Origin of the sequence: Brevibacillus sp. FSL L8-0520 (genome assembly GCF_037963895.1) — a bacterium.
GTDB classification, from domain to species: domain Bacteria; phylum Bacillota; class Bacilli; order Brevibacillales; family Brevibacillaceae; genus Brevibacillus; species Brevibacillus borstelensis.
On sequence record NZ_CP150171.1, the window covers coordinates 4,618,465 to 4,644,801 of the forward strand.

A 26,337-nucleotide genomic window follows, 5' to 3' on the forward strand; every position below is an offset into this window, starting at 1 on the left:
AACGGCCAAAGGCAGAGCCCTTGCACTATGTACTTCACCTATATAATCATGAAACTGATACACTACAAGCAAGGATAAGCATGAAACAACCAGAATGCATAACAAAAGCCATCTAATAAGTTGATTGATCATACGAATCTCCTATTTTCTATCGACAGAGTAGTGGTAGATCGCCGGAACTCCTACAGTGCTAGAGTATTCTTTTGTCCAAAGCTTCCCGTCCCAATTTGATCTGTGTTCCTGAACAATCCGCACCGCATGAGTGTGTCTACCATTTTTGTAATAAAAATCTCGGCTACTGTAACCAGCGTCTGGCCCCGACAGTTTTACTCTTACTGTTACTTTTTTCGTTCCGGATGAACTCAACTCAAAAGCGTCATTAACAGAAGATTTGGCTGCACTTGGAATATTTGTACCATATGAAGCTGTAAAAGTTGAAGAAACCTCTTTAGATTCTTCATATTCCATACCTCGTGCAACACTAATGATAAAATAAGGATTTGAAAGGTAAGACCAGCTTTGGGTTATTCCCTGATCGTACACATACCATACATCGTATTCTCTATAGTCCTGTGGTTTAGATTTGCCTGAATTTTGTACAGGTTCATAGTATCCTAGTAAAACCTCATGCTTCCCGTCATATCTTTTCGTTACAGGCTCATTGTATTCTATAAAGTTGTACCCTTTCAAGCTTTTCCCTGTTAAAAATTCAATATCCTTAATTGGAACTGAAGAATTTTTTGCCTCAACCGTCTTAGGAGAAGCAACTCCTGTAAACAGTATTGCCCCGATTAAAAATAACGAAGACTAAAGAAGAAATTAATTTTTTCATCACTTAACCTCCACTTTTTATTTTCCACAATATGTATATTAAATCAATTTTATGTAATTGCCAATAAATTTCAATTCCTATTCCTTTGATGAACGAGTCACTCTATCTATAGCAAATACACCCTACAGAGTCACAGTCAACCGCAAAGTTTTCATTATGTCTCTGTAAGGTGTATCTTACTTTATAGTCTTTAACTTTTTATCTCTTGAGGTATTTTGAATCATTTCCATTGTTGGTTATTTTTTTCTTCCGTCATCTTTACAAACCTATACCCCTGCTTCTGCAGCTCTTCGATGATTCTCGGCAAAGCCTCTGCCGTGTGGATATCGTCCAGCATGTGAAGGAGGATCACGCTTCCGTTTTTCGTCTGCTTCAAAACGGCATTCACGATATCATCCGCGCTGTTTTTCGAATCGTGATCGGACGGTATGACCGAAAACATGGCGATCGTAGAATAACCAGTAGCGGCGATGGCCTTCAGCGATTTTTCGTTTTGCGCTCCAAATGGCGGCCGGAACAGCATCGCAGGCTTTTGCTGAATCGCTTCGGTAATGATCTGGTGAGCCTTGACTACTTCCTCCTGCAGCTGCTCCGGCGTAATTTCGGTGCCAGTCGGGTGCGAGTACGTATGATTAGCCACATCGTGCCCCGCTTCTGCCATCGCCCTGGCCAAATTGGGGTTCTTGACCGTTCCGTCCGCTCGCAGGAAAAAGGTCGCTTTCACCTGATGCTTGTCCAGGATGTCGAGAATTTTCGTGACGTTCGCGTCGCTCCCCCAATCGTCAAATGTCAGGGCGACCTTCTTTTCGTCTGTATCCAGCTCTTTCACGAGCTTGTACGACGCGTTGCCGTAGTCGGGATTGATTTTTGCCGCGTCGTATCCCTCAATGTCTTTGAGCGGCTTTTTCTCTGCTCCATCCTTGATCAGCTTGTCCAGCTTGACGTACTCGTATCCCGCATCTGCCGCGGCCTTGGCGAGCAGCGGAATGGATACGGCCAGATGCTTGTTCTCCTCGATATCCAAGGCGATGATGCCTCCGCGGTTGATGTACTTTCTCACGTAGTGGTACTTTTGCTCATCGGTTTCCTTTTCCCAGTTGTGCAGAAACAGGCTGTATCCGATCACGGCTTCCTCTCCGTTATGTGCGGCAGCCCGGAGGACATCATCCGTGTATGTCCCCAAGCTCGTCCTGACATACCGCGGGACAATACCCGTCTTTTGCTTGATCAGCTCCTGGCTCGCTTTTATCTCCTTGTCCATTTGCTCGTAGGTCAGCTTTGTTAAATCCAGCGAACGCACCGCATTGTTCTCGATTTCATGCCCTCTGGCGACAATTTCCTTTGCCAATGCAGGCTGCTTGGCTACTTTGTCTCCCGGCAAAAAGAAGGTTGCCTTGATCTTGTAGGTGTCGAGATCGTCGAGCAGCCGCTTCATCTTTTGTGCGTCCCCCAAGCCATTGAAGGTGAGGGCCAGCTCCCGTTTCGTGGTGTAGACCATCGAGATCGCTTTGCTCTTTTCGGCAGTATTGCGGGCGGTTTGGGTGGCCGGTTTGTTCAGTGTCTGGGAGCTTGCAGCAGCATTCACCTGGCTTTCCATAGAGCCCCAGCTCGTCAGCAGGACGAGGGCTGTCGCTGCCAATATCGTTCTAGCAAAAATTCTAGTTGTTGCTCGGTTTTTACAGATCGTCATGCTTTCTACTCCTTTCTCGAAACATAATTAATGAAAGTTGGTTTTTCAGAGAGGTTGAGCCCGGGTTTAAGCAATCAGCAGGGGCCATGCGGTTTGGCAAACAGTAAGCCGAATCAGCATCGTTTATCTTAGCAAGCGAAACTGAAAGGATTCTGAACAAGTAGAAATGCCCCAGTGATCTCGCCTGGTCGCCGCGTTTGCCGTTTTTGGAGGACGAATCTCCAAAAAGCCCTGGAATCGCTTTTAGCTGCTGCTGCCAGGCAAAGGCAAATATGATGCATCTAAAGCTAAAGAAGGCAGTCGCAGTGAGAGACCTTTCCTCTCGCCGTGACTGCCTTCTGCTGTTAATCAGCTTCCAACTGCTTTGACCGGTACTTCTGTCGGACGTGCCGCGTGTTAAGCGTTTCCTCTCTATTTTCCTGCTCTCACGATGTCAGCCTGGGCTTCCCGCCATTTCGACAGCGCATCAAAATGCGGAACAAGCGAACGGTACACATCTGCAAACAGCTTATACAGCTCCTGATACGCTTCTGTATGCTTTTTGTTGGGGGTGTAGGTCTCCGTAATCCTGACGAGCGATCGCGTCTCTTCCAAAGAAGAGATCGTCCCGGTCGCGAGCATGGCCAGCATGACGGCCCCCAGACACGCGCTTTCCCGAGAAGCCGGCACGTGGACAGGCACACCGAATACATCTGCCGTCATCTGCAGCCAAACCGGAGAGCGGACAAAGCCGCCCGTCGCCAAAAGGCTTTTTCCAGATTGTTCTGTCGACATCAGCGATTGGTAAACGCTGAATGCGCTGAAAACGACTCCCTCCAGCACCGCCCGCATAAAATGCTGGCGCCGGTGATTCAGCCCGGCCCCGAAAAATACACCCCGCGCCTGCGCGTTCCAATGCGGCGCACGTTCCCCGGTCAAATACGGGAGAAACAGCAGGCCCTCTGAGCCCGGCTGTATCCGCTCCGCTTCCCGCGTGATGATGTCGTAGATGTGATCCCCCGTCTCCGCCGCCAGTACCCGTTCGTCTCCGGCAAACTGGTCCTTGAACCATTTGAGCGCAATGCCGCCGTTGTTGATCGGGCCGCCGACGACCCAGTAGCCTTCGGTCAGCGCATAGCAAAAGGAGCGCATCCGCTCATCGGTCAACGGCTCTCTTCGCACGGTGCGGACAGCGCCGCTCGTTCCGATCGTGATCGCCGCCGCTTCCCCCGTGATGGCCCCTACCCCGAGATTGGCCAGGACGCCGTCGCTTGCTCCGATGACGATTGGCGTTTGCGGCGGAATCCCGAGCTCTCCGGCCTTGTCCTTTTCCGAGATCTCCAGGATATGTGTCGTCGGAACTGGCCGGGAAAGCTGCCCGGGCGAGATGCCTGCGTACTCCAACGCTTCCCGGTCCCACTCAAGCTGCCTGAGGTTGAACAATCCGGTGGTGGAGGCAATTGAATAATCGACCGCATACGTTTTGCATAGCTGATACAAGACGTATTCCTTGATCGAAATGATCTTGTGGGCGCTTTTCAGCAATTGCGGCCTCATCCGCGACAGCCAGCGCAGCTTGGTCAGCGGCGACATGGGATGGATAGGCGTCCCCGTTTTTCGGTACAGCCCAAGACCTGCGCTGCTTTCCAAAAGCTCCCTCGCTTCTGCCGCGCTCCGGTTGTCCGCCCAAATAATGCACGGTGTCAGCGGCTGATGCGCTTCATCCACGAGTATCACACTGTGCATCGCGCTGCTGAAGCCGATCGCAGCCAATTGCCCGGTCTGTGCCGCCTCTGACCGCATCAGCTGCCGGGCAACCATCCATACGGCCCGGGAGATTTCATCCGGGTCCTGTTCCGCGCAGCCGGGCTGCGGCTGGTAGATGGGATACTCCACCATGCTCTCCGCCAAAATCTCACCGGACAAATTGCTCAGTACGCCTTTGGTGCTTGTAGTCCCGATATCTAAACCCATGTAGATGGTTTGTTGTCCCATTGATGTACCCTCTCAATCAGAAAATCATATGGGGTAAGGCAAGCAAAATGGTCAATACCGCTTTTGGGCAATCAGCTTCCGAACCTTTGCCAGATTGTCGTAGGTTTCTTCTTCCCGCAGCATGGAGACGCCGATAAACAGCGTATCCAGGATGCTGATCTGCGCCAGTCTGCAAGACATCGACTCGGGGCGCAACAGCGTCTCCCGCGACGACGTATACAGCACGATGTCAGAGATTTTGGTCAACGGCGATTTGGTATAGTCCGTAATGCAAATCGTGGTCACGCCCGCTTCCTTGGCAGCCTGTACCGCGTCGATGATGTCCTTGCTGCTACCGGAATGCGAGATGCCCACCACGACACTCCCGGGCTTCAGCAGTCCGGCGGATACGATCTGCAGGTGGGAGTCTGTCAAGGCGATGCATGACAGGCCTGTCCGCACAAACTTGTGATACGCGTCCAGGGCGATGGGCCCTGAGCCTCCGCAGCCGTAGAATTCCACCCGGTCTGCTTTGGCGATCGCGTTTACCGCCTGCTCCAGGGAGTCGGGGTCCAGCACCTGCAATGTATCGCTTAACGTCTCGGCGTTTACCGTAAACACTTTTTTGGCGATCGTCGCCATATTGTCCGAGATTTCGACCTCTTCATGAATCGCCTGCAGCGGCGTCACCAGGTCGGCAGCCAATGAAATTTTCAGCGCCTGGTACCCTTCGTAGCCAAGTCGCCTGCAAAACCGAAAAATAGACGCATCCGCACAATTGGCCATCTCGGCAAACTGTGTAATCGAGAGGTGAATGATATCCTTCGGGTGATTCAGTATATAGTTGGCGATATTCAATTCCGTAGCCGTGAAATTGTCGTACATGTAGCGAATGCGAGCCAAGCAGCCCTGGTCTTCTTTCCAGGGGAAATTCGGTTTGTTCATTGGGAAACCTCCTCAAAAACACGCAAGCGGACTATTACCATGATTTTACCAAATTCCGCTCCCGCGCATAGCAACTTCTTCGGAAACCTGTTGCCCGTCGACACTCCCGCTGCGAAGGCTAGTCGGCTTTTTCCACAGCGTGGCCGCCAAACTGGTTCCGCAGTGCGGCGACGACCTTGCCGTGGAACACGTCCTCATCCAGCGAGCGGTAGCGCATCAACAGGGACATGGCGATGACCGGCACGGATACTTTCAGGTCGAGAGCCGTTTCGACTGTCCACTGTCCTTCGCCCGACGCGTGCATCACGCCTTTGATCGTGGAAAGCCGCGGGTCTTCCGAAAAAGCCTGCTCCAACAGTTCCATCAGCCAGGAGCGGATGACCGAGCCGCTGTTGAACAACCGCGCCACTTTCTCGTAGTCATAGGAAAACGGCCCTTTGTCGAGAATTTCGAAGCCTTCTCCAATCGCCTGCATCATTCCGTATTCGATGCCGTTATGCACCATTTTCAGGAAATGTCCTGAACCGGCAGGACCCGTGTACAAGTAGCCATGCGCCAGCGAAATATCCCGCAGCAGCGGCTCTACTACAGCGTACACGTCCTCTTCTCCTCCGACCATCAGACATGCGCCATTACGTGCTCCCTCAGTTCCTCCGCTCGTGCCGATATCCAGGTAATGAACGCCGGATTGCTTCACGCGCTCGTATCTTCTGATCGAGTCCTTGTAAAACGAGTTTCCGCCGTCAATCAGAATATCTCCCGGAGACAGATGCGGCAGGACGGCCTCGATGACTTGGTCCACCAGCTCACCTGCCGGCACCATCATCCAGATGATCCTCGGGGAGACGGACAGCCGCTCGGCCAGCTCCTGATAGGATTGGCTGGCCATTCCTCCGGCCTGTTCAAACTTTTGCAAAGAATACTGGTCAATATCGCATCCAATTACGTGATGCCCTTTTGCGATCATGCTACATCCTAAATTCAGCCCCATTTTTCCTAGACCAACGAGACCAATATTCATAATTCCACCACCATGCAAGAAATTAAGACGCTTGTGTTCGACGAAAGCCTACTGTGCCTTTGGATCAAGCGCATCGCGCAATCCATCGCCAAACAGGTTGAATCCGATCACGCTTGCCATAATGGCAAAGCCGGGAATCATCACGACCCACGGTGCCGTCGTGATATAGTCGCGGGAGTCTGCCAGCATTTTTCCCCACTCCGCTTCCGGAGGCTGCGCCCCCAGTCCGAGGAAGCCCAGCGCGGCCGCTTCCAAAATGGCGGAAGCCACGCCCAGCGTCCCCTGAACGATCAAGGGAGTCCAACTGTTGGGCAGTACATGGCGAAACAGTATGCGGACCTGCGACATGCCCTGCGCTCGCGCCGCCATGATGTACTCCTCTTGCTTGATACCCAGCACCTTTGCCCTCACCAGACGGCCGTACATCGGCACGTTGACGATCGCAATCGCCAAAAGCGCGTTGAACAGTCCCGGTCCGAGGATCGCGACGATCGCGATGGCCAGCAAAATGCCGGGAAACGCCAGCATGACGTCGAAGATGCGGGAAATCAGCGTATCGATCCATTTGCCGTAAAACCCGGCAATCAAGCCGAGCAGCGTACCTACTACCAGGGAGCCCAGGACAGAGAAAATACCAATCGTCATCGAGATGCGGGCTCCGTACAAGATTCTCGAAAACATATCCCGGCCGGAGTCGTCCGTTCCAAACCAGTGCTCTGCAGACGGAGGCTGCAGCGTGTTGGCGAGGTTTTGCTCGATGGGATCATGCGGCGCGAGCAAAGGCGCAAACAATCCCGTGAGGATGAACAGCAAGACCAGCGCGCCGCCGATGACTGCCGCTTTTTGCTTGCGCAGTCTCCTTACGCCTTCACTCCATGGTGTTCGTCTCCGTACCTTGCCGGCGGACAATTCTTCTGCCGGCATCGTTGCCAAACCCGACTGCATCAGGGAACACCTCGCTATTTGTATTGAATTCTTGGGTCAAGATAGCTGTACAACAAGTCGACGATCAGATTCACGACAATGAAGATGACAGCAAGCACCAAAATGCCGGACTGGATGACAGCGTAATCGCGGTAGCCGATGGCATTGTAGATGTACTGGCCAACGCCCGGCCATCCGAAGATCGTCTCGGTCAACACGGCTCCTCCCAGAAGCCGCCCAACCTCCAGGCCGATGATCGTCATCACAGGAGCGAAGGCATTTTTCAATCCGTGCTTGTAGACGACAAAGAATTCGTGCAGGCCCTTTGCCCGCGCAGTGCGGACATAGTCGTGCTTCAGCACCTCCAGCATGCTCGACCGGGTCATCCGGGCGATGTACGCCATCGGGATCGTTCCCAGCGCCATCGCCGGAAGGATCAGGTGGCGCACGGAGGACCAGAACTGCTCGTAATTCCCCGCCAGCAGCGTGTCGATCAGATAAAAATGGGTGATGGTCTCGACGGTCACCCGCGGGTCATTGCGTCCGAGAACCGGCAGCCATTCCAACTGCAGCCCGAACAGCCATTGCTCCATCAAGCCGAGCCAAAAGATCGGCATGGACACCCCGACCAACGCCAGCAGCATCGGTATGTAGTCGATCCAGGTGTTCCGTTTCCACGCCGATACAATTCCCACATTGACCCCGACGATCACGGCAAAGATCATCGCAAACAGCGTCAGCTCCGCCGTAGCCGCCAAATGCGGGAGCAGCTCTTCGCTGATCGCCTTTCCCGTCACCAGCGATGTGCCCAGGTCTCCCTGCAAAATGTTCAGCAAGTAGTTGCCGTACTGCTGATACAGCGGCAAATCAAGCCCGAGCTCGTGACGCAGCTTCTGTATCGACTCCGCGTCCGCCCGCTCGCCCAAAATGACCTGCGCAGGATCGCCCGGAATCAGGTTGATGATCGCGAAAACGATAATGGATACGCCGAAGAGTACCGGGATTAATTGAAAGATTCGTCTGGCTGTGTACCTTATCACTGGTTTACACCCCATTGCTTCAAAATCTGTCCACAGCCTTTGCGGCCTGAACGGTATCTGTTACACCCGCCTTAGTACAAATGACAGGCAACCAGTTGCCCTTCGTGTGCCTCTCTGAAATCCGGACGGGTCGTCCTGCACACATCCATCGCATGCGGGCACCGTGGATGAAAGGCGCATCCGACAGGCGGATTGACCGGACTTGGCACATCGCCCTGCAGGATGATCCGCTCCCGCTGTTGGCTCGGGTCGGGAATCGGTACCGCTGAAAGCAGCGCTTGGGTGTATGGATGGAGCGGGTTTTCGTACAGCTTGTCGCATTCCCCCTGCTCGACGATCCGGCCGAGGTACATGACCCCCACCCGGTTGCAGATGTGACGCACCACGCTCAGGTCATGGGCAATAAACAAATAGGTAAGCTGAAACTGCTTTTGCAAATCCTGCATCAGGTTGATCACCTGGGACTGGATGCTTACATCCAGAGCGGAAACCGGCTCGTCTGCCACGACCAGCTTTGGCTTGAGGGCAAGCGCCCGGGCGATCCCGATCCGCTGCCTTTGGCCGCCGCTGAATTCATGCGCGTACCGGTCGGCGTGATACCGGTGCAATCCGACTACTTCAAGCAGCTCGCTGACACGCCGCTGCCGCTCTGTTTTGCTCTTCACCCCGTGAACCAGCAGCGGTTCCTCCAGGATCTGACCGATCGTCATGCGTGGATTCAACGAAGCGAAGGGGTCCTGGAAAATGATCTGCAAGTCTCTGCGCTTGGCCTGCATTTCCCTTTCACTCAGCGCAGCCAGATTCTCCCCTTGAAACAGCACCTCGCCATCCGTCGGCTCGGTCAGGCGCAGGATCGATCTGCCTGTCGTCGACTTGCCGCAGCCGCTTTCGCCGACAAGTCCAAATGTTTCGCCCTCATAAATCGTAAAGCTGACATCGTCTACCGCCTTGACAAAATGCTGCTGGCGACCCAGCAGCGATTTGCTTCCGACCGGGTAGTACGTTTTGAGTCCGTTTACTTCCAACAGCGCTTTTTTCATAGTCACTCGCTCCTCGCTTCCGGGTTCGCCAGGTGAGAAGGTCGTTCTTCCGCAAAGAGCCAGCATCGCACTTGGTGCGGTTTGGCGCCGCCCACCTGCTGAAGCACAGGCTCCTCCCCGAGACAGATTTCGGAGGCATGCTCGCAGCGCGGCGCGAATTTGCAGCCTTTGGGCATTTCCGCCGGTATGGGCACGTTGCCCTTGATCGAGTCGAGCCTGTCCTTTCGCTCGTGCAGCGTCGGCATCGACCGCAGCAGTCCCTGCGTGTAGGGGTGCTTCGGGTCGGAGAACAGCGTGTGGACATCCGCTTCCTCCACGACCTTGCCGGCGTACATGACGACGACCCGGTGGCACATTTCCGCCACCACGCCAAGGTCGTGGGTAATCAGCATGATGGCTGTTCCCGACTCCTTGGAGATGCGCTTCATCAAATCGAGAATTTGCGCCTGAATCGTCACGTCCAGCGCGGTCGTCGGCTCGTCGGCAATCAGCAGCTTGGGATTGCACGCCATCGCCATGGCGATCATGACGCGCTGGCGCATTCCTCCAGAAAGCTGATGCGGGTATTCGTCGACCACTTGCTCTGCCCTCGGCAGGCCTACCTGCTTCAGCAACTGGATGGCACGCTCTTTGGCCTCTTTCTTTTTCAGCCCCATATGCAGCTGAATCGTCTCGCACATCTGCTCGCCAATGCGGAAGACCGGGTTCAGGCTGGTCATCGGCTCCTGGAAAATCATCGCGATCTGATTGCCGCGGATGGCGCGCATCTCTTTTGCCGACAGCTTGAGCAGGTCCCTGCCTTCAAACTGGATTTCCCCGCCGACCACCTTGCCGGGTGGGTTGGGCACAAGCCCCATGATCGACAGCGATGTGACGCTTTTTCCACAGCCGGACTCTCCGACGACACCCAGGATTTCCCCTTCGTCCAGCGTGAGATCTACACGATCAACGGATTTGACAACCAGGTCGTCAGTGAAAAAATAGGTTTGCAAACCACGCACAGATAGTAGTGGAGCCATCGTTTTATCCCTTTCTGTCCAAGCTATTTGAGCAGTGAAAGTGCAACGTTCGTAAACGCTTTGACGCCGATGACAAGCGAATCCTCATCAATCGTAAAGCGGGGGTGGTGATGCGGATGGACGATTCCTTTGGACACGTTGCCCGCTCCCACCCAGAAATACGTGCCGGGCGCCTTCGTAAGGAAAGAAGAAAAGTCTTCTCCGCCCATCGTAGGAATCAGCGGCTGAACCTGATCTGCCCCGAATACCTCGACCAACGTTTCTCTCACTTTTGCCGTCAGCTCATTGTCGTTAATGACCGGGGCATTTCCGTACGTGTAATGGAACTCGTACGACGCTCCGTGAGCCTCGGTGACGCCTTTGATGACGCGTTCCATCAAAGTGGGAATCGTCTTGCGCACCTCGGGATTGTACAAGCGGACTGTACCGCCCAGGTGGACAGCGCCAGGAATGACGTTGTTGGCCGTTCCCCCTGTCACTTTGGTCACAGAGAGGACGAGCGGCTCGATCGGGTCCGTATTGCGCGAGACCACATATTGCAGATTCGTTACGACCTGCGCGGCTACAGCCAGACTGTCTACCGTGTCATGCGGCTGCGCGGCATGCCCGCCTTTGCCCAACACCGTAATTTCAAACGTATCGGCAGCCGCGTGGGAAGGCCCCGCACTGACGGCCACGTACCCTACCTCCAGCGGAGAATGCAGATGAAGCCCGATCACCATGTCGACGCCGTCCATCACGCCCGCCTCGACCATTTGCTCCGCTCCGCCAGGGAACTGCTCTTCGGCGTGCTGGAACAGGAAGCGGATTTCCCCTTTTACCTGCTCGCGCATGCCGGCCAGAATCTTTGCCGTCCCGAGCAGGATCGAGGTGTGTCCATCATGTCCGCAGGCATGCATGACGCCGGGATTTTTGGAAACAAACGAAAAATCATTTTCTTCCGGGATCGGCAATGCGTCGATGTCGGCCCGAATCGCCAATGTTTTTCCCGGCTCGCTGCCGATCAGCCGGGCCATTACGCTCCTTTCAGTCGGCCGCGACAGCTCCAGTCCCTCAAACGTTTGCAGCGTTTCATATATAAAGCGGGAGGTGTTCACTTCCTCATACGAAAGCTCTGGATTTTCGTGAAGGTGACGCCTCCATGCAATGACTTGTTCCTTGATTTGCTCTGCCATAGTCTCCAGATGATCGCGTGTGGTACTCATCGGGCACCGTCGCCTCCTCGCGCTTCGTCATTCTTTCCCCGTAAGGTGACCGCACCTGCACGCGTTGCCGCAAGACATGCAGGTGCAGCTCTCTATTTTTTGCCCTCACGTTTTTGCAAAACCGTGCAGGCGTTTTCTAATTGGTGAGATCTACATCCGTAAACTGCGGACCGTAGGTAACCTGCGGAACGTAATTCGCTACCCTCGCGCTAGCCGCCCGCACCGGAGTCGAGTGCACCAGCGGGTTGATCGGCGCGTCTTGATAGATGATTTCCTGCGCTTTTTTGTACATCTCCGCCCGTTTTTCCTGATCGGGCTCCTGTAGTGCATCATCGAGCAGCTTGTCCACTTCTGGATTTTTATACATTGAGATATTGTTGGTCGGCACGCTGTCCGTGGAACGGTGATGCGTGTACATCATCGTCGTCGGGTCCCAGGTAGCGGAGGACCAGCCCAAGAGAGCCATTGGCGCTTCGCCGCTCTGTACCTTGTCGAGATACGTCGCCCATTCAAACGAAACGATTTTGGCGTCGACACCGATCTGCTTCATGCTCGCCTGCAAGGCCGTTGCGATTTTTTCCGGCTGCGGCATGTACGGACGGGCGACAGGCATGGCCCACAGTTCCGTTTGGAAGCCGTTTGGATAGCCTGCTTCAGCCAGCAGCTGCTTTGCTTTCTCAATGTCAACCGGATAGGTTTTCAATTCTTTGTTGAAGCCCCAGCTCCCCGAAGGAAGAATCGTTACAGCCGGCTCCGCCTGTCCGTAGTAGAAGGCGTCGATCAACGCTTGCTTGTCGATAGTCATGCTGATCGCCTGACGGACGCGCGGATCGTCAAACGGTTTTTGCTTGGTGTTGAAAGACAGATAGCCGACGTTGTTGCTCGCGCTGGTGTACGTTTTCAGATTGGGCAGCTTTTCCAGAGAGCTGACATCGGAAGGATTGACCCCTTCCATCAGGTCGATCTGCCCCGACTTCAATGCATTCAGACGAGCCGAGTTGTCTTTGATTACCTGGAAGATCAGCTGGTCTACTTTCGGGAAGCCAGGAACGCGGTATTCCGGATTTTTCTTGAGAACGACCTTGTCGTTTGGAGTCCAGCTTACAAACTGGAAGGCCCCGGTTCCGATCAGTTGGTCTTTAAACTGACCATTGCTCTTCTTCAAGCTCTCCGGCGAAACGATGCCGTATTGCGGTTCTGTCAGCATCGCGACAAACGGGGCAAACGGGTGCTTCAGCTTGACCCGTACCGTATGGTCATCTACCTTCTCGATGCCTTCGATCACGGTAGAATCATCGCCTTTGAATCCGCCCATATCCGTTTTGAAGATCGAGAACGTTCCCTGATGGTACGGATGGTTCGGGTCCCACCAGCGCTCGAAGTTGAACACGACTGCATCAGCGTTGAACGGGGTGCCGTCATGGAACTTTACATTTTCCTCCAGCTTGAAGGTCACCGACAGCTTATCGGGTGAAACCTCCCAGCTCTTGGCCAGCAGAGGAGACAGATCGGAGGTCCCTTTTTTGTATGTAACCAGGGTTTCGACGACTTCCTCTGTCACGCGATTTGATTCGTCTTCTGTGGATTGCGCCGGGTCGAGGGTGACTGTGTCTCCGCCCCGTCCCACTACGAGTATTTTCTCGCTTGCGGACTTTTCCGACGATTTATCGGACGGATTGGAACCGGACGAACATCCTGTAAGCGCTAACAGTGCAGCCAATAAAACAACAGACGTCTTGATAGCAAGCTTCTTCATTACAACTCCCCCTTTTTTTCTCCTGAAATTGGTGCCGGGTAACTTCCAAGTTGTCATTCCTGATGAAAGCTGCAAGCCTCATGTCAAACCACTTTTTTGTCAGCTCCTCCTCGCCGAGAGATTTTGATAATGTCGAAAAATAGAAAATCTTATTAATTTGTCGAATTGACTTTAAGGTGGATTATAGTAAATTTTTTTACATTTGAAAATAGTATAAAGAAAATTTTTTTACAACCGGAAGGTCATATTTCGTTAAAATGGCTTCTTTATGCCCTTTTTCGTTACTCTGGCAGTTCAGTCAAGAAAAAAAGACACCTGCGTTCAGATGCCTTTCTCTATGATCTGCAGCAACAGCAGTTTGTCGTTTGTCGCGTTTGCGGCAACTCGCGACGATTTGTGCAGTTTGTCGCGTTTGCAGCGCTGGCGACCATTTGCAGCGGTTGCGACGTTCGCGGCAGTTTGCAGCGGTTGCAGCATCGGCAATGGTTTGCAGTATTTGCAGTGTTTGCGGCGTTTGCTCCAGTTTACGCCAGGTCGCGCCAGTTTACTGCTGTTCACGCCCGGTTGACGCTATTTACGCCAGCCGGCAGCCCTGAAAAAAATTTTCTTTCTGGATTTTCGGCTGCCTTGCTATCCCGAGTCAAAACCTCCTCTTCCATGCGTTTTATTCGTTAAGGGACAAATTGTATGAATTTACTGACTTTTTATGAGCTAATTTCGGCTTATATTTATACATCACGGTGAATGACATAATCATTTTTCCACCTTATCCTTTTAGCAATGACAAAGACAATTTGGGAGGAAAAGCATGAAAAAATGGTTTTCAGCCTTGTCCGCCGCGGCTTTGCTCTTTAGTCTTGTAACGGGTTGCAGCGAGAATGCTTCACAGAATGCTCAGCCTGCTTCCGAAACGTCTTCAACCGAACCGATGGTACTGCATTGGAGCATCACCGGGGAACCGCCGACGATGGACCCGGGCATCGCGACAGATGCGTCTTCCATGGATATGATCAATCTTGCCTTTGAAGGCTTAACCGCTGTGAATCGGCAAGGAGAACTGATCAACGCAGTTGCCGAGAGCTTTACCAATACCCCCGATTTTACCCAGTTTCGTTTTATCCTCCGCAGGGATGCCAAGTGGAGCAACGGCGATCCCGTCACCGCACACGATTTTGAATACGCGATTAAGCGCAATCTCGACCCCAAAACCGCCTCGGCTTACGCCTACCAGCTCTTCTACATCAAAGGCGGCGAGGAATACTTCAACGGGACAGGGACGCCGCAGGATGTAGGAGTCAAGGCAACAGACGACTACACCGTCGAATTCACCTTGCGCTCGCCGACTCCGTTTTTCCGCGAGCTTACCTCCTTCACCACCTACTATCCACTGCATAAGGAAACGGTCGAAAACAGTCCGAAATGGGCTACGGAAGCAGCCACCATCGTTGGGAACGGCCCGTTCGTGATCGATGAGTGGGAGCATAAGGCCAAGATGGCATTCAGTAAAAGTCCGACCTATTGGGACAAGGCCAGCGTCAAGCTGGACCGCATCGAAATCGTTATGATCGAGGACAACAACACGGCCCTTTCCATGTTTGAAAACGGCGACCTCGACTGGGGCGGCTACCCGTCCTTTGGCTTGTCGCCGGACGCGGTCGGACAGCTCAAAGAAGAAGGCCGGCTCCTTGTCGCGGACAATCCCGGCACCAAGGCCGTCATCTTCAACACGGAAAAGCCGCCGTTCACCAACAAAAAGATTCGCCAGGCATTCGCCTATTCCATCAACCGCCAGGAGCTGATCGACAACATCCTGCAGACTGGAGTTCCTCCGGCGTACGGCTGGGTGCCCATTTCCATGGGGCTGAATCCGGACGGCTATTTCAAAGAAGATGTGGAAAAGGCAAAGCAGCTTCTGGCCGAAGGGATGCAGGAGCTGGGACTGAAGGAATTCCCGAAGGTCACCTACTACTATGACACCGGCGAGACGGACAAAAAGCTGGCGCAAGCCCTGCAGGACGGGTGGAAGCGAACGCTGGGGCTCGACATCGAGATCCGCACCTCGGAGTGGAAGGTGTTTAATTCCGACGTACAAAATGGCAAGTACGATTTTGGCATCTGGCTGTGGGGGGCGGATTTCAACGACCCGATCAACTTTCTGGAAATGTACAAGGACAAGGCCGGGGGCAACAACGTAGTCCGCTTTGACAACAAAAAGTATCGCGAACTGCTGAACCAAAGCTACTACGAAACCGATCCGGAGAAGCGCAAAAAGCTGATGTTTGAGGCAGAAACGATTTTGATGGAGGAAATGCCGCTGGCTCCGCTCCACTTCCGCGGAAACGCCTATGTGAAAAACGACAAGGTGAAGGATTTCGTCATCCTGCCGCTGGGCGGTTCCTACTTCAAGTACGCGTATATCGAAAAGTAGCGTGGTAGCCGGAGCGTCCAGCTCGTTTTTGACGAAGCCGTAGAGCACGCCATTCCGGACATCAAAAACTGCATTTACAAAACGGTGCGGGAAGCTGTCACCAACGGTGTGAAGCACGGAAATCCCGGTGCCTTTCAGATTGAAGTAGCCAAGCGAGGCCATTTCATACACGTCGCGGTAAAAGACGATGGCAGCGGCTGCAGCGAGATATCCAAATCTCATGGGCTCCGCGGCATCGAGGAAAGAATCCAGCTGCTTGAAGGCACGGTCCGCTTTTGCTCGGAAAAAGACCGCGGCTTTGCGGTAATCGCCAAGATTCCTTATGTCACAGCTAGGGAGAGTGTCTAGATGACAGATATCATGATTGTCGATGACCAGAGAATTGTTCGAGATGGCTTGAAAATGATCCTCATGGACCTCAGGATGCGCGTCATGACTGGCGCGGAAGCGACCAAGGCTGTAAAGGAAACATACCCTGCGGCCGAGCAGGTCATGCAGGGCAAGAGGCTATTGACGAGACACTGTTTCTGAGCGAAGGCACCGTAAAAAACTATGTGTCCCATATCCTTGGCAAGCTTCATCTGAACAGCCGCACTGAGCTGGTGCTGTATTTGACAAAAGAGAAATAGCGAAAGCATCTCTCCCTGTTGAGTGCCTCCCACAGCTCGTACCAGAACAAAAAACCACCCGACGAGGTGGTTTTTCTTATGTGCAGCGTATTTCAGGCGATTAGGCCTCATCGACGATCACCTGCATGCGGAAATTGAACACCAGACAGCTAAACCCGGTCTACCGCTGATAGGAACGGAAGAGAAACTTTCGTCATTCTGCCGCTTGTTACTTTCGTAAACGTTCACGATGACTATCGGAATTTCCTCTCTGCAGGGCAGCTCCCCCTGACCAAGCCTCATGCATTTTTGATACGGTCGAAATCAAATCGCCCATGCAAGCAAAAAATCGCCTGTTCCGGTGACCTGACTGAGAGATGAGGCGGACATTCCATACAGCCAAATCCGGGTGAACTAGTCGATTGCGCGGCCTGTAATATCGTGGATAAAGCGCTCCAATGCCGTCACGTCCGTAATCCTTTTGTTGCACTGGGCGCTGTCAGTGCAAATATAGTTGCCAATCGCTTTGTAATAATCGGGCGATACATGAGCCATCCTTGTTTTGCTGATAGCCGAAAACAAAGCCACTTCCCCGTGCCCATTGCATAAGGAGCACGTATTTTTCCTGTTTGCGATCGTATACTTTCCTTCGATCCCAACGACATCTTCCCTTGCAGGGTACACGATGAACAACTTGTTTGTGGCGACATCCATCCAGCCCAGATACGTTATTGCGTGGTAATCAATCGTCAGCAGATCGGGAACCTTGAGCTTTTTATTTTTAGGGAACAGCTTCTTGAGCTGTTTTTCGGTCACCTGCGGAAACGGGATTACATACGGCAATAGCGAGTGTACATACTGCTTGAAATCCTCTGCCTCTTTTAGAGAAGCTATTTTCTTCAACAATTGCACCTGGATTTCCGTAGCATGCGGAAACGCGTTCAATACCTTTGATTCCGCGCTGTACCTTACGGCTTCCAGCACTTTCGGATCGGCAACGGATACGGTCGCCTTCTGCACGATCTCCGCCTGATTTTTAATGAAGTTATATTGATGGTGTCGAATAAACGGTTCAACCATACCGTTCCCTCCTTGCAATCAATTTGTCGTCCGTTCGTTCTCGGGAGCTTTGTTCATTTGCGCCCCCTTTCACTATAAAAAATGTGCTGCTCGCAAGAAATGCCGGATTTGATTTAGAAACGAACTCGCCATATAAAAAGCTTCCCTTTGAATCCTTTTCGCAGCAGCGGATTCTTTGGCAGCAAAAGCTGTTTATGCGGACCGGAACGCTTACACTGAGCCCATATACACTTGAGAAAAAAGTGAAACGTCCCTGCAAGAAAAAAGCACCGGCAATCGATTCCCTCGATAACCGGCGCTTCCGTCGTCTTTTCCTATTTGTTTGTATACACAATCTTTTTGATCGTCTCCACTGCAAGAAAGTGATCGTCAGCCAATTGATGGATCGTCTTTCCTTTTTTAAACGCTTCTTTAATCGCGCTGTTTCGCTCCTGGATGGCCCTTCTTCCTCCAGAACGCGCCCCCCATTTTTCATAGGTGGTTTTCGGTTTTGGAATATAGATGGTTTCACCCTGGATATATTTCTGAATTTCGCTGATCAGCTCTTCAGGTAAAATCGTGGTTGCTTTTACATATTTCATTTCTGCCCGCTCCTTATTCATTCGAGAATGGAAATAAGGGGCAAAGCCAAATGATTAGAAATGATCGATGCTCATACGGGCGATGAAAAATTCATGTCCGCCCCATGCAAAGTATCGCCTCCAATACTTGGCTTTGCATGAGTGGCTGCCGTATGCGGCAACAAACCCGTTATTGCCATTGCTGCTCACCTCCCCGGACATTTGCTGTCTTTGAAACGATTGTCCGCTCCCTTTCATCATATACATGTACGGATTCGGTGTTCAATAGCAGGCCTGGATTCGGTGAAAATTTTCGTTTCTTCCATTTCCTTCAGAAAAGTTCCCGTACCGCAAACTGTTGCCTGTCGGCCTTTACTGTCGCCACGGCCATTTTCGTTTCCCTGATTTGCAAGACAAGAAAAAACACCCTGGGCGCAGTTCATTGTGGCGCACAGGGCGGTTTGATGGCATCGAATGATTTGTACAAGATCAACTTTTATACTGTTGATCTGGGGCAGCAGCAGCTCTTCATTCGGCTACAGACATGGCCTCAACTCTCAGACGGATTGTTTGTACGAGAGGATATTTTTGTCCCGCATACTTTTTTATACGCAAGCTTGTTCACATCGACTATACGGAAGGTTCGATCAAGCCAAACCCGCCGTCATTTCGCTTGTAGACCACGCTCACCTGATTGGTTTCCGCGTTGGAAAAAACAAAGAAATTGTGTCCGAGCAAGTCCATTTGCAGGATCGCCTCATCCACGCTCATCGGCTTGTACTCGAATCGCTTGATTCTGACGACGCTCTCCTGTGCTTCCGCCGGTTCCTCTGCAAACGCCTCAGGCGGAGAGGTCAGCAATTGCCTGTTGCGGGTTTCCAATCGGTTTTTATATTTGCGAATCTGTCTGTTCAGCTTGTCAATTACAAGATCGACAGATGCGTACATATCCTCGGTGGATTCTTCAGCCCGAAAAATGGCGCCTGGGGTCGGAATCGTCATTTCCGCCGTGTGGCGTTTCTTCGTTACGCGCAGGGTTACCCGGCATTCGTCGGAAGCGGTCAGCAAATCGAATTTCTCCAGACGGCTTACCTTGTTTTCCACATACTCGCTTAAAGCTGGCGTAACAACCATGTGGTCACCGTGAATATTGCATCTCATGAGCGAAAACCCCTTTCGCGGCTTCTGGGAGCTTTTCTTGTCCTCCCTACTTCTCATTATGGGTGATAAAAAAAAGAGCGGTGTGAGATAAATCACACTTCGCTCTCGAAAAGCGTCAAATCCCGCTCGGCAGTTGCAATATTTAAAACATTTGCCACAAATAGCCGCGGCCGCAAATAAGTGGCTCCGCCTCTATTCACCTTCCCAAGCAAACGTATATCGCGTGAATGGCTCCGATAAGCCATCTCCGAGTATATCTCGTATATCCTTACAGTTAGTGCCATCATAAAGAACTTCACGTTATCATAAGAATCATTCCGATTACTAATAAAGCGATTACAGAAATGCTTCCTAATGGATTGAGAACTTTTTGGGCGAACCAAGTTTTTTCAAATCGAGGCGTTGTAAAGATGATCAGCAAAATCAATGTTGGCACACCAATGAAAAATACCCCCGTCCATTCTGACAACAGTTTTGAGATCCAGCTCACCAAAAATAGCAGTATTAATTTATCTAACGGGTGAAAAAATCCCTTACAAATAAAATCAAAGAACTTTTTCAACATAACCACTCCTTGAATATGCTCTTAAAAAATAAAACAACCCCTGTGTCATATCCAGGTGTTGTTTCGCAGTAGCTAACCAATCACAGCAATTATTTTATTATATTCGCCGAACCGTCACGTTGTCCCTTTTTCTTTTCTCATCAGGTCGTAAGGCTTTACCGGCTTCTCCACTCTCACCAAAACCTTTTGCATCGGGTGCGGGGCTTCGTCCAGACTGTTCCCGTCTTCGTCCCACATCTCGCCGATCCGCTGGATGAACCTCTCCCGTCCCGGTCCGATAAATTCAACCTCTTGCCCCCGTTTGAAATGGTTGCGCTGCTCGATGGTGGCGATGCCCGTCTCTTCATCGTAGGCAAGCACCAGTCCGGCAAAATCATAGGCGGTCATTTTCGGTGGCACGCCAAAGATCTGGTCGTCTTCGGTCGGCTGGTGGAAATAAAAGCCGGTGGTCAGCGGACGGTTGGCCGCCTTCATGATCTCTTCCCGCCACTCCGGCTTGAACACGAACGTTTCCGGGCTGTCCCAGTAGGCGTCAATGACTTGCCGGTACGCGTTGACAACGGTAGCGACATAGTGAATGCTTTTCATTCGCCCTTCAATTTTCAGCGAGTCTACCCCCGCTTCGATCATCTCCGGGATATGCTCCAGCATGCACAGGTCTTTGGAGCTCATCGTAAAGGTCTCATCACCCTCGGCAGATACCGGATGCAGGTCGCCCTCTTCCTCTGCAAACAAATCGTACTTCCAGCGACACGATTGGGCGCAGCCGCCGCGATTGGCGTCGCGGTTCGTCATGTGGTTGGACAGGACGCACCGGCCCGAGTAGGAGATGCACATGGCTCCATGCACGAACGCCTCGATCTCGATATCGACGTGCCGTTTGATCTCGCAGATTTCCTGCAGTGAAACCTCACGGGCCAGCACGACTCGCGGAATTCCCTCTTCCGCCCAAAATTGCACCGCCTGCCAGTTGGTGACGGACGCTTGCGTGCTGATATGGATCTCCAGACCGGGGGCCGCTTCCCTGCACACATCGACGATCGCCGGATCGGCCACGATCACGGCGTCAATGCCAACCTTTTGCAGCATTTGGAAATAGTCGGCCATCCCCGCGAAATCTTCGTTATGGGCCATGATGTTCGCTGCCACATACACCTTCGCTCCCCGTTCATGGGCGAATGCCACGCCCTCCCGCATATCCTCAAACGTGAAGTTTCCCGCCTTGGCACGCAGCCCGTATTGCTGCCCGCCAATGTATACCGCATCCGCACCGTACAGCACGGCGAACTTCAACTTTTCCAAGTTGCCGGCAGGTGCGAGCAGTTCCGGTTTTTTCCTGGTCTGATTTGTCATCGCAGTTTCCGTTCCCCCTTTAATAAACCTGCTCTCGAAAGTAAAAGCCGGTACCAAGCGGCCGTTCCGTCGGTTGAACCGCCTTGATCGCATCCAGCAAGGCAGGGTCAAGTGCAGCCTGCGGATTTTTCGCCAGGCAGTCAATCGCCTGCCGATAGACGGAGACAACCTGGCAATTGTACGAAAGCGGTTTGCCCAGCGCCTCTATGTAGAAGGAATCGATGCCGTTTTCGATCAAAACTCCCAAGTGCTCCAGCATGCATATATCTTCATGGCTCATGACATGTGTGCCGTTGTGATCCTCAAAAATGGGATAGTACTGTCCGCTGCGCGTATTTTCCTTCAAAACCATCAGTTGCTCCTGCTTGCTGTCCCCTTTGCCCAGAATGTGCAGGTAATTGCTGACCAACGGCCGCTTTGAATGAAAGATGCAGGTCATGCCGTGAACCTGGACCTGGACCGGAATCCGGCTTTGCTGTTTCACGCCAATGACTTCTTCTAAAGACAGCTCACGGGCCAGTATCGCCCGGCTCGCCCCTTTTCTCGCCCAGAAATTGACGGTTCTCCAGTTCGTCGACGTCGTTTCCGTACTCCAATGCCGCTTCAACCCGGGCGCTGTTTTCTGCATTGCCACGAGTACCGCCGGATCACCGAACACCACCGCATCCACTTTACTTTGCTCAAGCTGCCGTACGTACTCGTCCAACCCGTTCAATTCCTCTTGATGCAGCAGGGCATTCAGGGCGACATATACTTTTTTCCCTTGCCCGTGAGCGATACGGACAACGTCAGTGATCATCGGCATGGAAAGATTGCCCGGCACGCGCAGCGCATACCGCCCGTCTCCCACGGTTACGGCATCTGCCCCTGCCGAAAGCAGCTTCTCGGCTTCTTCCGGACTGCCTGCAGAGACAACCAACTCCGGTGTGTGGAAATTCATCAGAACCATCCTTTCTTTCAGACAGGCCAACAGAACCATTTTATGGACCGAAGCGCCTCCTCTCAATCAGGGGGTTCCCCCATTTTCTCCGGTGAAATCACTGATTTTCGGAATGACAATGCCAGTTGAAGTCTTCTCCCGGCAAAAGGGTGGCTGGACGGATACAAAAACAGAGCCCTGGCCATCCCGCACGGGCGATTAGATGACCAAGGCTCACTTTGTTACTGACGGCTTTTTTTATACACGGACACAAGAAACTTCCAATCTTCCAGAAAATAGGCCCAAAGGTTAGGGCGTCTGCGCACAGCCAATGGATGGTAGGAAACTGCCGTTTTCACACCACGGGGGAAGTGCCACTGCTGCCGCAGCGCCTTCACCTCCGCTTCCCTGTTTGCGAAAAACGCCTGTGTGGCTACATTTCCCAAACAAAAGACGAGCTGGGGCGTTTTGCTTTGCAGTTGGACGAGCAGATGCTGCATGCAGGCTTCTCTCGCTCCTTCTTTGTCATAAGCCCGGGTCGGACGGCGCTTCAATACATACGTAACGTACATATCTCTTTCCTCGAGCCCTGTCTCGTAAGCCGCCTTTTGCAGCGTTTCTCTCGTGCCGCAAACAAACGGGTTTCCGTGCCGGTCTTCTCTTGCTCCCGGATTGTCGAGCACGACCATGATCGGCGCATGCGGATTCCCTTCGCCCCAAATCATCCGCGAGCCGTGCTCAAACAGTCCGCAATCCATGCAGCTCTCAACGCCCTTTGGCGGCTCCTCCTCAGGCCAAATGGCCGGGCATGTTGCATCCATCGCGATCCCTCCGCCGTCGTTGTCGGCTATCCGCCTATGAATAGGATTGGATGGAGGAAGGAGTTTCAAACGCATACAAAGAAGAAGCAGCTCCTATGAGGGCTGCTCCAGGCTGTCGAGAAAGTCGACAGCCATTTTTATTTCCCTGTATTTTATGACGACACCGCGTTAATGTGTTATAATATTCTTGTAATTACATTTACTGGCGGGTGATTATTGTGCTTTCCTCTAATGAAAAAAAGCAACAAATGCAATATGAATTTGTATGCCTTGATGAGTTGGTCCCGGAGGACCATTTGCTACGAGTTATTCAAAAGCATGTAGACTTCTCTTTCATCCGAGAAAAAGTACGCCAATACTATTGTGAAGATAACGGTAGACCAGCCATTGATCCGGTGGTTTTATTTAAAATGATTTTCATTGGATACCTTTACGGTATCCGGTCAGAAAGACAACTCGAAAAGGAAATTCAGACGAATATTGCTTACCGCTGGTTTCTTGGCCTTTCACTAACAGATCGAGTTCCAGACCACACTACCATCAGTTGGAATCGTCGAACTCGTTTTAAAAACACAAATGTTTTCCAAGAGATTTTTGATGAAATCGTTCGCCTTGCTATCCAACATCGCATGGTTGGCGGACGTGTTTTGATAAGTGATTCCACTCATCTGAAAGCAAATGCGAACAAACGTAAATTTAAGAAGCATGTTATTGAAAAATCTAGTCGAGCCTACCTTAGTGATTTAGAAGCAGCCATTAATGAAGACCGTGAAGCACACGGAAAAAAGGATTGAAGCCTAGAGAGGATGTGAAGGAAGAAAAGGAAATCAAGGTGAGTACTACTGATCCGGACAGTGGTTACATGGTTCGTGACGGAAAGCCTGAAGGCTTTTTCTATCTCGATCATCGGACAGTCGATCATAAGTACAATATCATAACTGATGTACACGTGACTGCGGGTAACGTTCATGATTCTGTTCCTTATGTAGATCGGCTACAACACCAAATTGAGAAGTTTGGGTTTACAGATACCATTGAAGCCGTTGCATTGGATGCTGGCTATTTAACTACTCCAATCTGCAAGGCTCTGCACGATCTAAATATCTTTGCCGTCATTGGCCATCGAGCTTTTTCACCTGTTAAAGGCCTTATCGCCAAATGGCGGTTTAAATATGATCCCGAAAAGAATGTCTATATTTGCCCCCAAAAACATGAGCTTGCTTATTCGACAACTGACCGTAACGGATACAGAATGTATAAGTCAAATAAAGAAATATGTAAGGCATGTCCGATGCTCACTATGTGTACACGGTCAAAAAATCACCAAAAGGTGATAACCAGGCATGTATGGGAAGAGAGTAAAGAATGGGTTCGACAGAACCGCTTAAGTAAGTCAGGAAAATACCTATACAGGTTGAGATACCAAACGATAGAGCGAAGTTTTGCAGATGCCAAAGAACTGCATGGACTTCGCTATTGTAGGTTGCGCGGACGTGAAAATGTCCAAGAGCAAGCGTTGCTGACAGCAACCGTTCAAAATATAAAAAAGATAGCACTCCACCTTGCAAAGGCATGTTAGGTGTGGTGCTATCTAAGACTTCCAGCACTTCGTGCTCAATTTTATTGTTATGAAAGAAGAAACTCCAACATATTGTGGGGTTTCTCGACAGCCTGAAGCAGCTCCTATGAGGGCTGCTCCTTTTTAAGTTACCCACAAGGAGAAACTGGATACACTTGGGAATGCATTTGATTACATCTATGTCGACCTGGCTCCCGAATTCCGAGGTTGATCTTTATATCCCAATCAAAAAAGTTCAATAAAGATTGTCCCTTCGATTACAAGGGACTCAGGTTGCAGACAAACTCCCTCGCTGAACGAACAGCAGAGGGAGTTTGTTTAATAATTTGATGAAAATACCGAAGGTGTTTTGATCGTTCACCTTTTGGCGACCTGATTTCCATAGCCAGGTCGCCATTTTTTTCAAGTTCATGGCAGCGAAAACAAGCATCGCCTGCATCGTGACCTTCTCCAGTCCTCGTAAGGTCGTCCAACGCATGCCATGCTTTTCCTTCATATCAGCGAATACACGTTCAATCGTTTCTTTCCGTTTGCTATAGATTTGTTTGTTTTCCTCGGTATGCCGGAGGTGGTCTACCTCTTCGAGGTAATCAGCCCAGATGTGGCGACTCACTCTCTTTGTGTAGTCTTTACTTTCCGTGCATTGTTTCAAGAACGGACAACTTCGGCAAACTTGAGAATTTGATCGATAGATACGGTACCCATCCTTGTTTGTTGTCTCATATGTTAAGATTTGCTCGTTCGGGCAGATGTAGCAGTCGAAATATTCATCATACACATATTCGTGCTTTTTAAAAAAACCTTCTTTGGTGCGTGGTCTTGTGTAGGGCATAACGGGGCGAATCTGGTCATCAAGGAGTGTTTTACTGATGTAAGGCGTCTTGTATCCCGAGTCCACTGCCACAGCTTGAGGCTGTGCAAACGTCTTTCGCACTTGATTCAAAACATCCTCAAAAACCTGACTGTCATGCACATTGCCTGGCGTTACCTTGGCACCAAGCACAAATCCATTTCGATCACATGCTGTATGAAAACTATAAGCAAATACACGTTCCTTTTCCCCTTTTACAAACAATCCGCAATCCGGGTCAGTTGTGCTGACTTTCACCTCCTTCTTCGAAGTTTCTGTCTTTTTTTCAAGGGGCTTCTTTCCATGTGCAATACGATCCTGATTGATTTCTTCGTCCAGCAGCTCTTGATATTTCTTCGCTTGTTCTTCAACGATTTCTTTCACGTATTTATGCTTATTCGCACTGGCTTTTACATGCGTAGCATCAATGAAAAGCACATCAGGCTTCACGAATCCATGATGAACCGCCTCCTCCAATATTCGAAGGAAGATCGACTCGAAGAGTTGAGTATCCCGAAAACGGCGAACATAGTTCTTGCCTAGGGTCGTGAAATGGGGAATGGGCTGACTGAAATCATAGCCAATAAACCACCGATAGGCAACATTGGTTTCGATCTCTTTAATCGTTTGTCGCATGGAACGAATTCCAAAAATATATTGGATGAAAGCAATTTTAACTAAGACTACAGGGTCAACACTGGGTCTGCCATTGTCATGACAGTAGAGGCTTTCCACCAAGTCATAGATGAACGAAAAGTCGATTGCATTTTCAATTTTTCTTACGAGATGATCTTCTGGCACCAACTCATCTAGCGAGAATGCAGATATCTGATAACGCCCTTCGGCCTCTTGCTTATTAAGCATAATGCCACCTCTAAAAAATAACTTTTGAAAACGTAACATGTTCTATATTCAACAAAAAAGCCTGCAGACCCTGTTCCTTACGGAACTTTGTCTACAGGCTGTGTCCCTTCGATTACAAGGGACT

At 51.2% G+C, this 26,337-nt stretch carries 24 protein-coding genes and 1 pseudogene; 6 read left to right on the top strand and 19 right to left on the bottom strand.

From position 1 onward, the window contains the following. Positions 1–141: 141 nt before the first annotated feature. From NSQ24_RS22640 to NSQ24_RS22690, 11 genes are all read right to left on the bottom strand, one after another. Positions 142–690 carry a hypothetical protein gene (locus NSQ24_RS22640; RefSeq protein WP_155807984.1) on the bottom strand — a complete coding sequence of 183 codons (549 nt, stop codon included), beginning with the start codon at positions 688–690 and terminating at the stop codon, positions 142–144. Between the two features lie 362 nt (positions 691–1,052). After that, complete coding sequence (locus NSQ24_RS22645) at positions 1,053–2,522, bottom strand: polysaccharide deacetylase family protein (protein ID WP_339166638.1); 1,470 nt, start codon at positions 2,520–2,522, stop codon at positions 1,053–1,055. Positions 2,523–2,933: 411 nt separating this feature from the next. Beyond that, positions 2,934–4,496 (bottom strand): FGGY family carbohydrate kinase, encoded by a 1,563-nt coding sequence (locus NSQ24_RS22650; protein ID WP_339166639.1) that lies wholly within the window; start codon positions 4,494–4,496, stop codon positions 2,934–2,936. A 51-nt stretch (positions 4,497–4,547) separates the two neighbouring features. Beyond that, the gene (locus NSQ24_RS22655) at positions 4,548–5,420 is read right to left on the bottom strand and encodes a MurR/RpiR family transcriptional regulator (RefSeq protein ID WP_003390098.1); all 873 of its coding nucleotides are present in this window, start codon (positions 5,418–5,420) and stop codon (positions 4,548–4,550) included. A gap of 118 nt (positions 5,421–5,538) precedes the next feature. After that, positions 5,539–6,441 (bottom strand): phosphogluconate dehydrogenase (NAD(+)-dependent, decarboxylating), encoded by a 903-nt coding sequence (gene gnd, locus NSQ24_RS22660; RefSeq protein WP_039070168.1) that lies wholly within the window; start codon positions 6,439–6,441, stop codon positions 5,539–5,541. A 48-nt stretch (positions 6,442–6,489) separates the two neighbouring features. Beyond that, the gene (gene nikC / locus NSQ24_RS22665) at positions 6,490–7,386 is read right to left on the bottom strand and encodes a nickel transporter permease (RefSeq protein WP_003390100.1); all 897 of its coding nucleotides are present in this window, start codon (positions 7,384–7,386) and stop codon (positions 6,490–6,492) included. 14 nt (positions 7,387–7,400) lie between these two features. After that, positions 7,401–8,405: an ABC transporter permease gene (locus tag NSQ24_RS22670; protein WP_003390102.1), complete on the bottom strand. Its 1,005-nt coding sequence runs from the start codon at positions 8,403–8,405 to the stop codon at positions 7,401–7,403. Positions 8,406–8,476: 71 nt separating this feature from the next. Continuing rightward, a complete protein-coding gene (locus tag NSQ24_RS22675) occupies positions 8,477–9,445 on the bottom strand; it encodes a dipeptide ABC transporter ATP-binding protein (protein ID WP_003390104.1) in 969 nt (322 codons plus the stop codon). Positions 9,446–9,447: 2 nt separating this feature from the next. After that, positions 9,448–10,464 carry an ABC transporter ATP-binding protein gene (locus tag NSQ24_RS22680; RefSeq protein WP_003390105.1) on the bottom strand — a complete coding sequence of 339 codons (1,017 nt, stop codon included), beginning with the start codon at positions 10,462–10,464 and terminating at the stop codon, positions 9,448–9,450. A 23-nt stretch (positions 10,465–10,487) separates the two neighbouring features. Then, complete coding sequence (locus NSQ24_RS22685) at positions 10,488–11,669, bottom strand: amidohydrolase (RefSeq protein ID WP_339166643.1); 1,182 nt, start codon at positions 11,667–11,669, stop codon at positions 10,488–10,490. 136 nt (positions 11,670–11,805) lie between these two features. Beyond that, positions 11,806–13,425 (bottom strand): ABC transporter substrate-binding protein, encoded by a 1,620-nt coding sequence (locus NSQ24_RS22690; RefSeq protein WP_003390107.1) that lies wholly within the window; start codon positions 13,423–13,425, stop codon positions 11,806–11,808. 165 nt (positions 13,426–13,590) lie between these two features. Between NSQ24_RS22690 and NSQ24_RS22695 the strand changes: the two genes are divergently transcribed. The 5 genes and pseudogenes from NSQ24_RS22695 to NSQ24_RS22715 form a co-directional block, all read left to right on the top strand. Then, positions 13,591–14,100, top strand: coding sequence for a hypothetical protein (locus tag NSQ24_RS22695; RefSeq protein WP_339166645.1), 510 nt, complete (start codon positions 13,591–13,593; stop codon positions 14,098–14,100). Between the two features lie 133 nt (positions 14,101–14,233). Continuing rightward, complete coding sequence (locus NSQ24_RS22700) at positions 14,234–15,853, top strand: peptide ABC transporter substrate-binding protein (RefSeq protein ID WP_339166647.1); 1,620 nt, start codon at positions 14,234–14,236, stop codon at positions 15,851–15,853. 84 nt (positions 15,854–15,937) lie between these two features. Then, positions 15,938–16,201 carry an ATP-binding protein gene (locus tag NSQ24_RS22705; protein WP_171506581.1) on the top strand — a complete coding sequence of 88 codons (264 nt, stop codon included), beginning with the start codon at positions 15,938–15,940 and terminating at the stop codon, positions 16,199–16,201. Beyond that, a complete protein-coding gene (locus tag NSQ24_RS22710) occupies positions 16,202–16,384 on the top strand; it encodes a response regulator (RefSeq protein ID WP_031931717.1) in 183 nt (60 codons plus the stop codon). Continuing rightward, a pseudogene (locus NSQ24_RS22715) lies at positions 16,375–16,482 on the top strand (LuxR C-terminal-related transcriptional regulator); the annotation flags it as partial. The gene NSQ24_RS22710 and the pseudogene NSQ24_RS22715, both read left to right, overlap by 10 nt. A gap of 393 nt (positions 16,483–16,875) precedes the next feature. On the opposite strand, the gene NSQ24_RS22720 reads toward NSQ24_RS22715, so the two are convergent. The 7 genes from NSQ24_RS22720 to NSQ24_RS22750 all read right to left on the bottom strand — a co-directional run bounded on the left by NSQ24_RS22720 (position 16,876) and on the right by NSQ24_RS22750 (position 22,920). After that, complete coding sequence (locus NSQ24_RS22720; protein ID WP_024984639.1) at positions 16,876–17,541, bottom strand: elongation factor G-binding protein; 666 nt, start codon at positions 17,539–17,541, stop codon at positions 16,876–16,878. A gap of 314 nt (positions 17,542–17,855) precedes the next feature. Next, complete coding sequence (locus NSQ24_RS22725; RefSeq protein ID WP_024984638.1) at positions 17,856–18,122, bottom strand: CD3324 family protein; 267 nt, start codon at positions 18,120–18,122, stop codon at positions 17,856–17,858. A 609-nt stretch (positions 18,123–18,731) separates the two neighbouring features. Then, complete coding sequence (raiA, locus tag NSQ24_RS22730; protein WP_003390115.1) at positions 18,732–19,262, bottom strand: ribosome-associated translation inhibitor RaiA; 531 nt, start codon at positions 19,260–19,262, stop codon at positions 18,732–18,734. 295 nt (positions 19,263–19,557) lie between these two features. Then, on the bottom strand, positions 19,558–19,827 hold the full coding sequence (locus tag NSQ24_RS22735) for a hypothetical protein (RefSeq protein WP_003390116.1): 270 nt from the start codon (positions 19,825–19,827) through the stop codon (positions 19,558–19,560). Between the two features lie 114 nt (positions 19,828–19,941). After that, on the bottom strand, positions 19,942–21,180 hold the full coding sequence (locus NSQ24_RS22740) for a U32 family peptidase (protein ID WP_327955498.1): 1,239 nt from the start codon (positions 21,178–21,180) through the stop codon (positions 19,942–19,944). A gap of 19 nt (positions 21,181–21,199) precedes the next feature. After that, positions 21,200–22,120 carry a peptidase U32 family protein gene (locus NSQ24_RS22745; protein WP_327955497.1) on the bottom strand — a complete coding sequence of 307 codons (921 nt, stop codon included), beginning with the start codon at positions 22,118–22,120 and terminating at the stop codon, positions 21,200–21,202. Positions 22,121–22,341: 221 nt separating this feature from the next. Beyond that, on the bottom strand, positions 22,342–22,920 hold the full coding sequence (locus tag NSQ24_RS22750) for a uracil-DNA glycosylase (protein ID WP_339166651.1): 579 nt from the start codon (positions 22,918–22,920) through the stop codon (positions 22,342–22,344). Between the two features lie 248 nt (positions 22,921–23,168). Here NSQ24_RS22750 and NSQ24_RS22755 point away from each other — a divergent pair. Beyond that, a protein-coding gene (locus tag NSQ24_RS22755) for an IS1182 family transposase (RefSeq protein ID WP_122958896.1) occupies positions 23,169–24,499 on the top strand; the annotation gives its coding sequence in 2 pieces (ribosomal slippage) (positions 23,169–23,709 and positions 23,709–24,499; 1,332 coding nt in all). Positions 24,500–24,767: 268 nt separating this feature from the next. On the opposite strand, the gene NSQ24_RS22760 is transcribed toward NSQ24_RS22755, so the two are convergent. Then, complete coding sequence (locus NSQ24_RS22760; protein ID WP_024985259.1) at positions 24,768–26,213, bottom strand: IS1182 family transposase; 1,446 nt, start codon at positions 26,211–26,213, stop codon at positions 24,768–24,770. Positions 26,214–26,337: the final 124 nt, after the last annotated feature.